This is a genomic window from Intestinimonas massiliensis (ex Afouda et al. 2020), from assembly GCF_001244995.1.
Taxonomy (GTDB): domain Bacteria; phylum Bacillota; class Clostridia; order Oscillospirales; family Oscillospiraceae; genus Intestinimonas; species Intestinimonas massiliensis.
The window spans coordinates 357,103-371,983 of sequence record NZ_LN869529.1 but is presented as its reverse complement, the minus strand read 5'-3'; the positions used below and the strand labels follow the sequence as shown (position 1 = coordinate 371,983).

At 61.2% G+C, this 14,881-nt stretch carries 14 protein-coding genes; 5 read left to right on the top strand and 9 right to left on the bottom strand.

Annotated features, from left to right (window positions below; translation table 11 throughout):
- Window positions 1–261 precede the first annotated feature (261 nt).
- The 9 genes from BN2154_RS05880 to BN2154_RS05840 all read right to left on the bottom strand — a co-directional run bounded on the left by BN2154_RS05880 (window position 262) and on the right by BN2154_RS05840 (window position 10,606).
- Complete coding sequence (locus BN2154_RS05880; protein WP_050617944.1) at window positions 262–1,362, bottom strand: Gfo/Idh/MocA family protein; 1,101 nt, start codon at window positions 1,360–1,362, stop codon at window positions 262–264.
- Between the two features lie 8 nt (window positions 1,363–1,370).
- Window positions 1,371–2,195, bottom strand: coding sequence for an acetylxylan esterase (locus BN2154_RS05875; protein WP_050617943.1), 825 nt, complete (start codon window positions 2,193–2,195; stop codon window positions 1,371–1,373).
- Window positions 2,192–3,166: an acetylxylan esterase gene (locus BN2154_RS05870; RefSeq protein ID WP_050617942.1), complete on the bottom strand. Its 975-nt coding sequence runs from the start codon at window positions 3,164–3,166 to the stop codon at window positions 2,192–2,194. Before BN2154_RS05870 ends, BN2154_RS05875 begins: the two co-directional genes overlap by 4 nt.
- A complete protein-coding gene (locus tag BN2154_RS05865; RefSeq protein ID WP_050617941.1) occupies window positions 3,157–4,776 on the bottom strand; it encodes an FAD-binding protein in 1,620 nt (539 codons plus the stop codon). Before BN2154_RS05865 ends, BN2154_RS05870 begins: the two co-directional genes overlap by 10 nt.
- 12 nt (window positions 4,777–4,788) lie before the next feature.
- Window positions 4,789–5,829, bottom strand: coding sequence for an ABC transporter ATP-binding protein (locus BN2154_RS05860; protein WP_050617940.1), 1,041 nt, complete (start codon window positions 5,827–5,829; stop codon window positions 4,789–4,791).
- A complete protein-coding gene (locus BN2154_RS05855; RefSeq protein ID WP_050617939.1) occupies window positions 5,826–6,854 on the bottom strand; it encodes an ABC transporter ATP-binding protein in 1,029 nt (342 codons plus the stop codon). The genes BN2154_RS05860 and BN2154_RS05855 overlap by 4 nt, the downstream gene beginning before the upstream one ends.
- A 12-nt stretch (window positions 6,855–6,866) precedes the next feature.
- Complete coding sequence (locus tag BN2154_RS05850) at window positions 6,867–7,802, bottom strand: ABC transporter permease (RefSeq protein ID WP_050617938.1); 936 nt, start codon at window positions 7,800–7,802, stop codon at window positions 6,867–6,869.
- Between the two features lie 13 nt (window positions 7,803–7,815).
- The gene (locus BN2154_RS05845; RefSeq protein ID WP_050617937.1) at window positions 7,816–8,784 is read right to left on the bottom strand and encodes an ABC transporter permease; all 969 of its coding nucleotides are present in this window, start codon (window positions 8,782–8,784) and stop codon (window positions 7,816–7,818) included.
- A gap of 148 nt (window positions 8,785–8,932) precedes the next feature.
- The gene (locus tag BN2154_RS05840; RefSeq protein WP_242853702.1) at window positions 8,933–10,606 is read right to left on the bottom strand and encodes an ABC transporter substrate-binding protein; all 1,674 of its coding nucleotides are present in this window, start codon (window positions 10,604–10,606) and stop codon (window positions 8,933–8,935) included.
- A 378-nt stretch (window positions 10,607–10,984) separates the two neighbouring features.
- On the opposite strand from BN2154_RS05840, the gene BN2154_RS05835 reads away from it, so the two are divergent.
- Genes BN2154_RS05835 through BN2154_RS05815 form a run of 5 tightly spaced genes read left to right on the top strand, consistent with a single transcriptional unit; the run spans window position 10,985 to window position 14,879 of the window.
- Complete coding sequence (locus BN2154_RS05835; RefSeq protein WP_050617935.1) at window positions 10,985–11,854, top strand: MurR/RpiR family transcriptional regulator; 870 nt, start codon at window positions 10,985–10,987, stop codon at window positions 11,852–11,854.
- 38 nt (window positions 11,855–11,892) lie between these two features.
- Window positions 11,893–12,588 carry an N-acetylmannosamine-6-phosphate 2-epimerase gene (locus BN2154_RS05830; protein WP_050617934.1) on the top strand — a complete coding sequence of 232 codons (696 nt, stop codon included), beginning with the start codon at window positions 11,893–11,895 and terminating at the stop codon, window positions 12,586–12,588.
- A complete protein-coding gene (locus BN2154_RS05825) occupies window positions 12,585–13,493 on the top strand; it encodes an ROK family protein (protein ID WP_050617933.1) in 909 nt (302 codons plus the stop codon). The genes BN2154_RS05830 and BN2154_RS05825 overlap by 4 nt, the downstream gene beginning before the upstream one ends.
- A complete protein-coding gene (locus tag BN2154_RS05820) occupies window positions 13,490–13,975 on the top strand; it encodes a NanQ anomerase/TabA/YiaL family protein (RefSeq protein WP_050617932.1) in 486 nt (161 codons plus the stop codon). The genes BN2154_RS05825 and BN2154_RS05820 overlap by 4 nt, the downstream gene beginning before the upstream one ends.
- A complete protein-coding gene (locus BN2154_RS05815) occupies window positions 13,965–14,879 on the top strand; it encodes a dihydrodipicolinate synthase family protein (protein WP_050617931.1) in 915 nt (304 codons plus the stop codon). Before BN2154_RS05820 ends, BN2154_RS05815 begins: the two co-directional genes overlap by 11 nt.
- Window positions 14,880–14,881: the final 2 nt, after the last annotated feature.

Sequence of the window (14,881 nt, the reverse complement as noted above, 5' to 3'; positions counted from 1 at the left end):
ATCAGTTTTGCCAATGCAAACACTATATTCCGTTTTGCCGTCTGTTTTCACAGAACCTCGATATCTTGGGCAATACCGCACAAGACAAAGGGGAGAAGTATAGGCGGAAATATGCTAAAGTGATTTCCTGGATCAGGTGTACCAGCCCATAGGGACCACGCCCATTCTGTCGTAAAATGTCGGACACAAGAAAAGTGAGGGGTCGCGTTGAGCGGCACCCTCACTTTGTCTTCTGTACGGAGGACATCGCTCCGTAACGTGTTATGAAAGTTGGGCCAGATGGCTGCGGAAGAGGTCCTCCGGCGGGGGCAGGGGCACGGTCCGTTCCAGCCAGTGGGACAGATACGCCCCGTGTATGATCTGGAGTGAGCGCAGGCCCTCCTCCAGGCTGCATTGGATGTCCGTCTCACTCCGGACGGCCCGTGCGAAGTTCTCTATGGTGGCCGCCTGCTGGACTTTGTTGTCGCGGTCGTCAAAGGTCAGCGTCTTCGCCGTCCCCGGCACCTTTCCGAACGAACTGGGGCAGGTCCGGGCAAATACCCGCTCATCCTCCTCCAGCTGGAGGACCTCCACCTCGCTGTCGTTCCGGATGGATACCCTGCCCCGGGTCATGCAGACCTCCAGCAGGTTGGTGCCGGGGCACTCGTGGGCGGAGGCCAGGAAGTGGCCGTGGGCCCCGTTTGGGTAGGTGAGAAAGAGCTCCGCCTCGTTTTCCACCCGAATGTCCCTTTCCACCGTAGAGCAGCGGGCCAGCACGGAGGTGGGCATCCCGCAGACCCACTGCATAAGGTCCAACTGATGGGAGGCCTGGGTCATCAGAAGACCTCCCCCTTCGCCCTGCCAGGTTCCCCGCCAGGAGCCGGAAGCATAGTAGGCGTCGGTGCGGTAGAGATCGGTGATGATCCAGGTGGCCCGCACCAGTTCGCCCAGCGCTCCGCCCTGAACAAGATCATGCACATAGCGGTAGGCCTGGGAGGCCCGGCGGTTATAGAGGACGCCGCAGATTAGGCCGGACCTGCTGTGGAGCACGTCCACGAGCTCCTCCACCTCGTCGGCAAAGATGCCCACCGGCTTCTCCACCAGCACATGGAGCCCGGCTTCCAGGGCCTGTCGGGCCATGGAGGGGTGCTGGCCGTGTGGGGTGCAGATGAGGACTGCGTCCACCGCCCCGGAGGAGAGCATCTCACCGTAGTCCGTAAAGGCGGCGACCTGGAGCCCGTACCGTTCGGATACGGCCTGGATGTGTTCCTCGTTCCGGCTGCACAGTGCGGTGAGCTCCAGACCCTGGACTCGCCCACCCGCGATGAGGCCGATGTAGTCGCCCGCGATGACGCCGATCCCGGCAATTCCCAATCTCAGCATAGGGCACCTCATAGATGAAGAAATTTGATGAGCTCGTTTTCAAAAAAATTGATGCGCTCATGTTCGTACTTGGGATAGACCAGGTGCCGCTTGGGACAGACTGCCCGGTTGTAGATGGCATACTGTCCCTCCGGCGGCGCCACCTTGTCCATGAGGCCGGTCCCCATCAGCAGTGCCCCCCTTAGAAAGGGCGCAAAGTTGACCGGGTCCATATAATCCAGCGCGGAGAGCAGCTTTTCATCCGAAACGCCGTTTCTCCGGCGGAAGTCGGCGGGCATGGGGTTCAGGGCGGCGCAGCGGACCTCCCCCGGCAGCAGAGCCGCCGTTACGAGGGCCAGTGCGCCGCCGAAGCCCTCCCCCCACGTGGCAAGGTGGGCGGCATCGGTATAGGGCAGTGCCCTCGCAGCGGTGGCCACGGTGAAGGCATCCTTCAAGCTTTGCTCCAGCTTCAGGGGCGGCAGCTCCTGAAGATAATCGGACGCATCCAGACGGTTCTCCAAGGCCACAACGGCATAGCCCAAGGCTGTGAACCGGGTCATGTGATGCCAGCCGCGGATCTTGCGACCCAGGTCATGAAACATCAGGATGATGGGGAATGGACCTTCACCCACAGGGCGTATGTGCCGGGCATGAATGGTTCCGCCGCCTGCGGAGGGGATAAACAAGTCCTCATAAACCGCCGCAGAGTTTTGGAAAGGGACGGGGTGAGTATGGCATTCGGCCATCTTGGCCGTCGGCGCCAGACACCTGCGCCAAAAAGACTCCAAGTCGTCAGGGCAGCGGGCACAGCCCTGATATGCCTCCAGGGCTGTCGTCTGTTCCGTGATTGTCATAGTAGCGCATCCTCCCTGCCGAAAAAGTCCAGGATCAGGTCGTCGAAGTCCTGTATCTCCTCGTGGCCAAACCCCTCGAAGAGGTGCCGCCGCTTGGGGCAGTTAAGGTTGTTATAGACCGCGCACTGGCTCGCAGGGGGACAGACTTCGTCGGCGAGGCCGGTGCCGAAGAGCACGGGGCAGCAGACCAGATGGGCAAAATTCTTGGTGTCGATGTAGCCTAGCTTGGCAAACCATGCCTCCTGGCGCGTCCCTTCGGGGTCGAACCAGCGGGAGTAGTAGCGCAGGCCCTCATAGGCGATCTGGTCGGCCCCCAGTTCCCAAACCAGCCGGTAGTCGCTGAGAAAGGGGTAGAGGATGGCCGCCCTGTTGATGAGGCCGGGGTTGAGGGCGGCGCAGGCAATACCAATGCCGCCGCCCTGGGAAGCGCCGTTGATGTAGATCTTTTTCTGGTCGATGCCCTCCAGTTCCCGGACGATGCGGCAGAGGACGCGGATATTCTGGTGGAGGCGGACGTAGTACATCCGCTCGGGAGGACCGTCCAGGCCGGCGACGATGTGGCCCGTGACGGTGGTCCCGGCGTAGCCCCCCGGATCGTCGCCCAGGCCGCCCTGGCCCGGACAGTCCAAAGCCAGCAGGGCGCAGCCCATACCGGCATAGGAGGACTGTTCCAGCCAGCTTCGACTGGCACCGGGGTAGCCGTGGAACTGGAGCACCAGCGGAATGGGCCGGTCTGACCGGGGCTTAACGTACTTGGCGTAGAGTCGGGCACCGTTCATCCCGCGAAACCAAAAATCCAGGTAGTCACAGGTGTCGAAGGCGGGGATCTCCGAGGGACTGACGGAGTAGTCCAACGAAACTTGGTCGGCCTCCGCCATCCGGGCCGCCCAGAAGGTGTCAAAATCTTCCGGGATGGGGGTGCTCCCCAGGTAGCCCGCCAGTTGATCAATGGTCTCCTTGGTCATGAGCATGGCACATCCTCCTTGGTAAAGCGGGCGCGGATGGCGCCGGAGTCTTGCGAGACGATGATTGGAGATGACTGGGCCGGGTCTGCTTCCGGATAGTCGGCCCGGTAGTGGGCTCCTCTGCTCTCCCGCCGCAGCAGGGCGGCCTTCAAGATCGCTTCCGCCGTGTGCAGCCGACCGGTCAGCCGCCGCGTCTGAGCAATGGCGTGGACATCCGCGGAGGGGCAAAGCGATAGATCGGCGGACAGCCTCTCTACCGTGCCCAAGGCGGCGCTAAGGCCCTCCTCCCCACGGATCACCATGGCATTGCGGAACATGGTCTCTTGTAAAGTGGAGAGGACCTCAGGGACGTTACCCGACGAAGCGGCATGGAAGAGATACTCGTCCGGCGGTTCCGGCGTCCCGGCACAGGCCTCGGCGGCGGACCGGCCGGCCTTTCCGCCAAACACCAGCCCGTTGGCGGTGGAGAGCCCGCCGATACGGTCGGCCCCGTGCATTCCGCCGGTGACCTCCCCGGCGGCGAACAGGCCGGGCACGCCGGTGAACGCATTGGGATCGGTCTTGATGCCGCCGTTGGCGGCATGGGCAAAGATGCCGATGTGGATGGGGTCCTCCATGGTGAGACCCCGGGACTCCCGGAGCCAGTCAAAGTAGGTCTTGACAAACTCCGGCGGATCGCTGCGCATCTCTTCTGTGTAGGTGGCCTCCACGCCGCGCTCATCCTCCAGGAAGGCCCGGAACAGGGCCAGATCCACCGCCTTGGAGGGCAGGCGGGAGGTGAAAGGGCCGTGGGTGGAGCGCTGCGTCAACAGCTCTTTCGCGGCTCCATTCAGCAGCGGGCGGCCGTCCGGACAGCGCAGCCGGGTGAACCGGAAGGTCTTCTCGTTAAAAATGGTCTGGTAGGCCGGGGATATGTAGCCGGGCATCATCTGCATGAACTCCATGTTGACGAGCCGGCACCCGGCATCGAGGGCAAGAGACTGGCCCACCCCCTCCACATCCGCGGTACACAGGTGGTACTTGAATAGGCCGCCATAGCCGCCGGTGGCCAGCACCAGGGCCTTGCAGCCCAAGTAGCAGAGGCTGCCGCCCTGGGCGACGACCGCCCCACAGACCCGGCGGTCGGTCTGGACCAGCTCCAGGGCCTCGCAGCCGGGGAGCACCGTCACGCCCAGTTCCTTCAGCCGCCGGGAAAAGATCTCCCGGGCGCTGTCAAACTCGATGCCGTTCCAGTCCCGGTGCTTGTGGTCGAAGCAGGGGATGTACTCCTTTTGACCGCCGTTGTCCGCCCGGCGGAGCTTGACCCCCATGGAGCGAACCTGCTCGATGGCCGGGTGGATGCCCGCCACAAAGGCCCGGACCATGGCGGGATCGGCCATACCGCAGCCCACCGCCTCAATGGTGGCGGCAAGATCCGCTTCATCGCTTTCGTCCGCGGGCCCGACCAGCCCCAGCCCCCAGGTCCCAGGGTAGAAACTGGAGCCGGAGAAGAGCTTGCCCTTGCAGGCCAAGATCACGGAGCGGCCCGCCTCAGCGGCCGTCAGAGCCGCCGTGATCCCCGCGATGCCGGAACCCAGAACCAGGACGTCACAGGAGTGTGTGCGTGTCAACCGCATGGGACCGCCCCTTTATTCTTTTTTCGCCGGGGCCGCGGCGGAGGTATCATCATAGAGGTGGCAGGCGCAGAAGTGCTCCTCCCCGTCGATGATGTGCCGCTTGAGCACGGGCTTCTGGTGCTTGCATATTTCCATGCACTTCTTGCAACGGGGGTGGAAATGACAGCCCTCGGGTGGGTGGACGGGGTTGGGCACGTCGCCCTCCAGCACAATGCGGCTGCGCTTGTTGTCCGGGTCCACCACGGGGATGGCGGAGAGGAGGGCCTCCGTGTAAGGGTGCATGGTGTGGTCGAAGATTTGCTCGGTGGTGGAGAGCTCTACGATGCGCCCCAGGTACATGACGGCGATGCGGTCAGAGATGTACTCCACCACGGAGAGGTTATGGGTGATGAAGATGTAGGTGAGATGGCGCTCCTCCTTGAGCTGCATGAGGAGGTTGAGTACCTGGGCCTGAATGGACACGTCCAGGGCGGAGACCGCCTCGTCGCAGACCACCATCTCGGGGTGGACCAGCAAAGCCCTGGCGATCCCGATCCGCTGGCGCTGGCCTCCAGAAAATTCATGGGGATAGCGGTCCATATACTCCGGGCGCATATTCACCGCCTCCAGGATATCGGCAATGAGCGCCCGCTGATTCTTTTTGTTGGTCACCCCAAAATGCTTGAGGGGGTCGGCCAAGGACTGGTAAATCGTAAAGGAGGGGTTCAGGGAGGAATAGGGGTCCTGGAAGACGATCTGGATGCGGCGGTGCAGGACCTGTTCCTCCTCCTTGCTCAGGTGCCGCAGGTCTTTTTTCCCGCCGTGATGGGGACCGAAATCGTACATCATGGTTCCATCGGTGGCCTTGACCAACTGGATGATGGATTTACCCAGGGTGGTCTTTCCGCAGCCGGATTCCCCCACCAGGCCCAGGGTCTCGCCCCTGTAGATGTCCAAGTCCACGTCGTTGACTGCCTGGACGTGGTCGGTCACCTTGTTGAAAAAGCCGCTGCGCACGGGGAAAAAGGTCTTCACACCGCGCATCTGCAACAGCACTTCCTTCGATTCACTCATATGGCAGCCGCCTCCTCTCTGCGCCCGGTATAGACCTTGTCGGCATTCCAGCAGCGTACGGCGTGCCCGTTGCAGACCGGGGCCTCCGGCGGCATCTCCTGCGTGCACTTGTCGCAGCAGAAGTCGCACCGAGGGGCAAACTGGCAGCCCTTGGGCCGGTCATAGGGGTCCGGCGTGGAGCCGCGGATGGGCTCCAGCCGCTGGTTCTTGCCCTGGTGGAGCACGGGGATGGAGCGCAGCAGTGCGGAGGTATAGGGGTGGGCCGGGTGCTTGAGCACGTCCCGGACGGAGCCCCGCTCCACGATGCTGCCCATATACATGACGGCCACGTCGTCGGCCAGCTCGCTCACCACGCCCATGTCGTGGGTGATGAGCATAACGGCGGTGTCGTGCTCCCGCTTGAGCTTCTCCATCAGCTCGAAGATCTGGGCCTGGATGGTCACGTCCAGAGCGGTGGTAGGCTCGTCTGCGATGAGCACCTTGGGGTTGCAGCTCATGGCCATGGCGATCATGGCCCGCTGGCGCATACCGCCGGAGAACTCATGGGGGTACTGGTCGATGCGCTTCTCCGGGGTGGAGATGCCCATCTGGGTCAGTAGCTCCAGGGTCCGGGCCCGCCGAGCCTTCTTATCGAGGTCCGTGTGGTACTTGAGGTCCTCACCGATCTGGAAACCGATGGTGTAGACCGGGTTGAGGGCAGTCATGGGGTCCTGAAAGATCATCGCCATGTCCCGCCCCCGGAGGGCGCGCATCTGCTTGCCGTTGCGGGGGAGCTGGTCGATGCGGATATCCCCCTTGTCGCTATGGTAGGTGATGGAGCCGCTCTCGATACGGGAGAGCTTGGGCAGAAGCTGCATGACGGAGGTGGCGGTGACGCTCTTGCCGCAGCCGGACTCCCCCACCACGCAGAGGGTGCGGCCCTTATAGAGCTCGAAGGAGATGCCGTTGAGGACCTTGTTACACCGCTTGTCGGAGTAAAAATAGGTCCGCAGGTCCTTGACGGTGATGATGGCTTGCTGTTCCATATTTCCTCCTCCTTAACCCTGCTGGGTGGGGTCGGTGGAGTCGCGCAGGCCGTCGCCAATACAGTTGACACTGATGACGAAGAGGGAGACGACGATGCCCACCGGCAGCCACAGCCACCAGTAATTTTGCATGACATAGAGGTCCTGAGCGGCGTTGAGGATATTACCCCAGGTGGCGATCTCCGGCGGGACGCCCAGCCCTAAGAAGCTCATGGCGGCCTCGTCCAGGATGAACATGGCGGTGGAGAGGGTGAGGTTGACCACCACCGGCCCCACGGCGTTGGGTAGCATGTGCTTGTAGGCGATGACCATGTCGCTCAAGCCAAAGGCTCGCATGGATTGGACGTACTCCTCCTCCCGCAGGGAGAGCATTTTGGCTCGGGCCTGGCGGTACACGCCGCCCCAGCCGGTGAGGATGAAGATGAAGATGAGGTTCCACAGCCCCCGGCCGAAAATGGTGCCAAGCATCATCACCAGGATAAGCTGGGGGAAGGACATAAAGATCTCCGAGAGGCGCAGCACGATCTTGTCGAAGAGCCCGCCCTTGTAGCCGCCGTAGCAGCCCAGCAGCACGCCGATGCCAGCGGCCCCCAGGGCAGAGCCCAGGCCGATGAGGATGGAGAGCCTCCCGCCGTAGAGGGTGCGGGTGAACACGTCCCGGCCCAGCTTATCGGTGCCGAAGAGGTGGGCCAAGGAGGGCGGCTGGGTCATGGCGCGCAGGTCGGTGGTGAGGGGGTCGTAGGGGGAGATCAGGGGCGCCAAGACGCAGGCCAGGAGGATAATTGCGAACACCACGATACCTATGACGGCCAGCCGGTTCTCCATCATTTTGCGGACTGCGCGGCTGGTTTTGCTCTTACCCAGCCTGCCAGCCTCCTCGGCGTCCCGGAGCTTGTCGAACTTCCGGTCCAGACGGGTGCGCCTTCTTGTTGTTGATTCAGCAGTCATTTCATATGCCCCCTTACTCCAGCTTGACCCGCGGGTCGAGGATCGCCGTCAGGATATCCACCAGGAAGCTGGCTACCAGCACGGCCAGCACCGAGAAAAGGGCAATCATCATAACCAGCGGGTAATTCTGGCCTGTTACGGCGGTCTTAAAGGCGTTGCCGATGCCCGGCCACTGAAAGATGGTCTCGATGACCACCGAGCCGCCGATTAGGGTGGGCAGTCGGAAGCCGATCAGCACCACCACGGGGGTGAGTGCCACCCGGAAGCCGTGGACCAGGTTGACCCGCCACTCCGGCAGGCCCTTGGCCCGGGCCGTCTTGATGTAGTCCTTATTCATGGTGTCCAGCATACTGGAGCGGGAGTACCGCATCACGCCGGCGGTCAGCGAGATACCCAGCACGCTGGCGGGGAGGATCAGGTACTTGAAGTGGGCCCATATCCCCGACTCCCCCGGCGCCATCCGCCCTCCAATAGGTAAAATGGCCCAGTCCAGAGCGAACACCAAGATGCAGAGCATGCCGAAGAAGAACTGAGGGATGGACACGCCGATCATACCGAGCACGGTGAGCACGTTGTCCCCGATGGACCCCTTTTTGAGGGCGCTGAGGATGCCCAGGATACTGCCCAGCACGGTGGAGATGACCAGCGCGGCCAAGGAGAGCTCCAGGGTCGCGGGGAAGAGCTGGAGCAGGATGTCCTTGATGGGTACGCCGCTGGTGATGGAGTACCCGAAGTTGCCGTGGAGCAGCTCCCACAGCCAGCGCAGGTAGCGCAGAAGGAAGGGGTCGTTGAGGCCATAGGCTTGCCGCAGGGCCTCCAGTTGAGAAGGGTCTACGTTGGCCAGTTGATCGGGCGGGATCATGTGGGAGATGGCGTCGCCGGGCGTCAGCTCCAATCCTCCATAGATGAGAAACGTGATGACCAGGACCATAGGGATCATGAACAGGAGCTTTTTTAAGATATACTGCAGTGTATTTCGCATTTTTCACCCTCCCGGATTTAAAAGAAGAAGGGGCGGCGTTGCGCCGCCCCTTCCCAACGGAAGTCTTCTTTGAGCCCTATGACCAGGGCTAAACGGAGAGGACCCGGCCCCTATGTACTTTGGTAAGGCTCAAATAGAGATCACTGGCTTACTGCACGTTCCAATTCTGGATGTCCCAGTTAATGCAGAACTGCGGGGTGCCCAGTTGGATGTCACCGATCTTGTCGCTGGTGATGAGGAAGATGGGCTGATAGTACAGGGCCATGGTGAACATATTCTCGTTCTCGTACTTGATGAGGTCCTTGAACGCCTCGTTCTGGGCGTTCACGTCGGCGGAGGCGTTGGTGGCGTCGATCAGGCGGTTGAGCTCGGCGTCCTCCGGGGTGTGGGAGTTGGTGGGGGAGCCGGTGCGGTAGCGGTCGTAATACTCGTGGAGGGACAGGGCGGCGTTGGCTGCGTAGCACATATCCCAGTCCACCGCGCGGGGGCCATTGGTTTGGTCGGCGGGGGCGGCCCACAGGATGGTAGCCAAGTCACCCTCCACCAGCTCGAACTCCATCTTGATACCCACGTCGGCCAGATAGGCCTGGATGGCGGTCATCAGGTCCACGGTGGCCTGGTCGGTGTAGTAGTAGACCACCTTGATGGTGGTGTTGGCATCCCAGCCGGCGTCGGCCAGCAGCTCCTTCGCTTTCGCAGGGTCATAGTTGTAGTCGTTGAGGCTGGAATCCTTGAGGTTGGCGTCGGGTGCCATGGCGTTGGCGGGGACGGCGGCACCCTGGAAGAGGGTCTCGCAGATGGTGCTCATGTCGATGGCATATCGGATGGCCTGGCGGACCCGCTCATCGGCCAGAGGCGCAGGGGAGCCGTCCTGCTTATCGAATTTGTTGAGGAAGAACAGGCGGGTGTAGCGCACGTCGATGGGGGTGATGGTGATGCCGGGGGTACCCTCCAGGGCCTGCACGTCGGAGATCATCTTGGTGTAGCCGTAGTCCAGGTTGCCGGACTTGGCGCGGGTGACAACGTTGGGGTCGGAGTCACCGGCAGAGGGCAGCATCTGGATCTTGAAATCGGCTACGCCATTGTAGTATTTATCAAAGGGGGCCAGGATGGTGTAGTTCTTCATGTTGACCTCTTCCACCATGAAGGGGCCGCAGCCAATGGGGTGCTGGAAGAAGGGGGCCTGCTGGACCTGCAAGGGGTCGATGCCCTCAAACTCGCTCTTGGGCACGGGGGCGAACTGGGTGAAGGTGAGCAGGGCGTCGGGGGCGATCTTGTCAAAGGTGATGGTGATCTTCTGGCCGTCGATGGCGATGCCGGAGAAGGTCTCGTTGAAGACATCGTTGGTCTTGCTGCCCTCGATGGCGGAGAAGGTGGAGACGAACACGGCGTTGGCCACCGGGGTCTTGGACACGAACTCGATGCTCCACTTAATGTCCTCGGGAGTGACCTTGTCACCGTTGTGCCAGTAGGCGTCGTCCCGGAGGGTGAAGGTCAGGGTCTTGCCGTCGGTGCTATACTCATAGGTGGCCAAGGCGTCCGGATGGTCCGGGATGGGATTGAGGTTCTCGTCGGCCACAATGAGGTGGCCGTAGACCGCCTTGTTATAGACGTAAGTACCGGGGTTGAGCCAAGGTGTCTCGAAGAACTCCTCGGGGCCGCCGTTGGTGTAGATGAGCTTTTCGCCAGTGGCGCCGGAGTCGGGCATAGCGGGCTCACTCGCCTGGGCCGACCCGGAGTCGTCCGGCTGCTTGGTGTTGGTGTCCCCTGTCCCGCCGCTGGTACAGGCGGCGAGGCTGAATATCAGGGCGGAACTGAGCAAGAGACCTGTCGCGCGTTTCCACAAGGTTTTCATTGTTTCGTTTCTCCTTCCTGAAATCAGGTATGGCTGGTTCGAGTACTGATGGGGCCCGTGGTGCCGCTGGAGTAACGGTTGCTCTGATGCTGGCCTCATTGTAGCTTAAATGAAAATTATTTTCAACTGTAAATGATAAACGAAATTTACTTTCTTTTCTTGTGCAGATATACAAAAATTTCCGTTTCGCAAAACTGCTGATTGTAAGAAACGAAAAATAGGACTAAAATGCAATTACGGATGCTTACAGATCTGAAACTGATTTTCATGGACGGCCACCTCATGACCGGATGGCTTTTTCAGATGATAGATGAAACCGCGGGTAAGAGAAAGGAATGACCACCCATGAATGGCAACAATATTTTTGACCTGATTGTCCAGGGCTACAACGGGATGACTCGTTCGGAGATCAAAGTGGCCGACTACGTTCTAAAGCACAGGCCTGAACTGCCCCATATCATGATCCGGGACCTGGCGGACGCCTGCGGGGTGAGCGAGGCGACCATCACCCGCTTCTGCCGCACGGTGGACTGTCTGAGCTTCAACGACTTCAAAATGCGTGCCGCCCAGGTCCTCTCCGCAGACGGCGGATCGGGGCCGGCCAGTGGATACGATATATACGGGAACGTCCAGGCGGGGGACAGCATCGAGCAGAAATGTCAAAAGCTCTACCACGTGGGCACACAGGCGCTTCAGCAGACGTTCGAGATGCTGGACTATGAGCAGATCAGCAAGGTGGTGGACTGCCTCCGCGACGCCGAGAACGTCTACTGCTTTGGACAGGGCAACTCCTCCATCATCGCCATGGACGCCTGGGGGCGTTTCGCCACCATCACATCAAAATTTCATTGGATCAGCGACTTCCACATGCAGGCGGTCACCGCCGCCACGCTGGGTGCCAACGACGTCATCCTCTACTTTTCCTTCTCCGGCGCCATTCGGGAGCTGTCCGAGCTGGGACAGCTCATGCAGAAGACGCAGGCCAAGCTCATCCTGGTGACACGCTTTCCCAAGTCCCCCGGCGCCAAGTACGCCGACCTGCTCCTCATCTGCGGCGCGGACGAGGCCCCGAACCAACAGGGCTCCGTGGCGGTAAAGATGGGGCAGTTGTTTATCATAGATGTTCTTTTTCACGAGTACTGCGCCAGAGATTTTAAAAAGGCCCAGGAAAACCGGGAACGTACCCTGAACGCCACTGCTCCCATGTTGCTCTGATGCTAAAGTGTGACATGTAAAAGCAGGAGGTCTTTTTCATGAACAGCCGGAACCAAGCGATCCTTCAACAGCTCCGCGGCGGCCTGGTGGTATCCTGCCAGGCTCTTCCCGAGGAACCCCTGCACAGCTCCTACATCATGTCCCGGATGGCCTACGCCGCCTATCTGGGCGGCGCGGTAGGCATTCGGGCCAACACGGTGGAGGACATCGCCGAGATTCGCAAGACGGTCTCCCTGCCCATCATCGGCATCATCAAGCGGGTGTATGAGGACCACCCAGAGCTCTACATCACCCCCACCATGAAAGAGGTAGATGAACTCATCGCCTGCGGGGTGGAGGTGATCGCCATGGACGCCACCCACCGTCCCCGCCCCGGCGGGGAGACCATCGAGACCCTGTTCCCCGAAGTGCGTTCCAAATACCCTGACCAGCTTTTCATGGCAGACTGCTCCAACGTGGAGGAGGGCATGAAAGCCGCAGCGCTGGGCTTTGACCTCATCGGCACCACCATGGCCAGCTACACGCCCTACACGGCGGGTTGCTCCCTGCCGCCCTACGGCATGATCAAGACCCTGGTCCACGAGTGCGGGAAGCCCGTGGTGGCGGAGGGGAACATCTCCACGCCGGAGCAGCTCCGACACGCCATGGACATCGGCGTGCTCACCGTGGTGGTGGGGAGCGCCATCACCCGGCCCCTGGAGATCACCAAGCGCTTTGTGGCCGCACTGAAATGAGGGCGGCGCAGAGGATTGCCGCCCTGGACATCGGCGGCACGAAAATAAAAGCATGTGTCTTTGAAGGCGGCACACCGTCCCAAAAGAGCGAATGCGACACGGCGGCCAATGAGGGCGCCGCTGCCGTTCTGGCCCGGGCCGCAGCTCTGATCCGTACGTTCGGCCCATTTGACGCCATTGGAGTGAGCACCGCCGGCCAGGTGGATCCGAATAACGGGGTCATCCGCTATGCAAATGAGAACTTGCCCGGCTATACCGGGATGGACGTCAAGGGCTACTTCGAGGCGCAGTTCCAAAGGCCCGCTGCCGTGCTCAACGACGTATGCGCGGCGGCGCTGGGCGAGGGTACCCGGGGCGCGGCCGCCGGTGTGCGGGACTATATCTGTCTGACCTACGGTACCGGCATTGGCGGCGGGGTGGTCCTGGACGGTCAGCTCTACTACGGGACCGGCCCCTCCGCCGGCGGTATGTTGGGTGGCCTGATCCTGCACCCGGAGGACCTGGACCCGCAGGACCCCTTTGCGGGCACCTATGAGCGCTATGCCTCCGCGACGGCCCTCCGCACGGCGGCCAGTGGTCTGGACCCGGTGCTGACCAGCGGGCACGCCATCTTCCAGCGGCTGGATGAACCAGAGGTCCGCACCGTGGTGGACGCCTGGCTGGACCAGGTGGCGGCCGGAGCCGTGAGCCTGATCCACGTATTTAATATCCCATGCGTGGTCCTGGGCGGCGGCGTCATGGAGCAGCCCTATGCCATCCAGGGCGCCCAGGCGCGGATAGAGAAGCTCCTGATACCGGGGTTCCGCGGTGTCCGCGTGGTCGGGGCCGCCCTGGGAAACATGGCTGGGCTATATGGAGCCGCCCAGCAGGTATGTAAGACAGAATTCGGAGTGGATCTGGAATGATATTTGATCGACTGTGTTATCTGGCCCGGTACCGTGGGATGTCGCCAAACATCGACAGGGGGATTGACTTCCTCCAGACGGCTGACCTGACGGCGCTCCCACTTGGACGGGTAGAGATCGCTGGGGACGAAGTCTACGGCAACCATTTCACTTACACGACCGCCCCCCTCTCCCAAGGGACGCCATTCGAGGCACATCAGCGATACCTGGATCTCCACGTCGTCCTCACCGGCATTGAAAAGGTGGCGCTTGCGCCCATCGAAGCGCTGGAGCCGGTTGAGGTTCGGGCGGAGGAAGACGCGGTCATGTACCATGGGGCGCCTAAAGAAATCCTCACCCTGGAGCAGGGGGCTTTTCTGCTCGTTTTCCCCGGTGAAGGGCATCTGCCAAAGATCGCCGCCGGCACCGCGGTGGACGTGGATAAGCTGGTCTTAAAAATTGCCTATTCGGGCGGAAAGAGGTCATATTCCTATGGATATTAAAAAATACCAGGGGGTCATCCCCGCCTTCTATGCCTGCTATGACGATGCGGGCAGCATCTCCCCCGAGCGGACCCGGGCCCTGGCCCGGCACCTGCTCGAAAAGGGCGTGAAGGGCCTCTACGTGGGCGGCTCCTCCGGCGAGTGCATCTACCAGAGCGTAGCCGAGCGCAAGGTGGTGCTGGAGAACGTCATGGCCGAGGTGGGCGGCAAGCTGACCATCATCGCCCACGTGGCCTGCAACAACACCGCCGACTCCCAGGAGCTGGCAAGGCATGCCGAGGGCCTGGGCGTGGACGCTATCGCGGCCATCCCGCCCATCTACTTCCACCTGCCCCCCTACGGCATCGCCGGGTACTGGAACGACATATCCGCCGCCGCCCCCAGCACCGACTTCATCATCTACAACATCCCACAACTGGCAGGCGTATCCCTGACGCCCTCTCTTCTGGCAGAAATGCAGAAAAACCCCAAAGTTATTGGCGTAAAAAACTCCTCCATGCCCACTCAGGACATTCAGATGTGGAAGGATCAAGGCGGCAGCAACTTCGTGGTGATGAATGGTCCCGACGAGCAGTTGGTCTCCGGACTTGCCATCGGTGCTACCGGTGGTATCGGCGGCACCTATGCCGTGATGCCCGAGTTGTTCTTGAAGATATGGGAGCTGTTCTATGCCGGTAAGGTGGAAAAGGCTGCAGCAGTTCAGAACGAAATCTGCCGTATTATCTACAAGATGTGCTCTGCCAAGGGCAATCTGTATGCTGTTATGAAGGCCATTCTGAAAAAGCAGTACGGTCTGAATCTGGGCGGTGTCCGGGCTCCTCTACCCAATCTGACCGAAGCCGATAGTGCCGTTGTGCATGTCTGCTCTGATATGATTCAGGCAGCCATTCAGAAATTCTGCTGAGA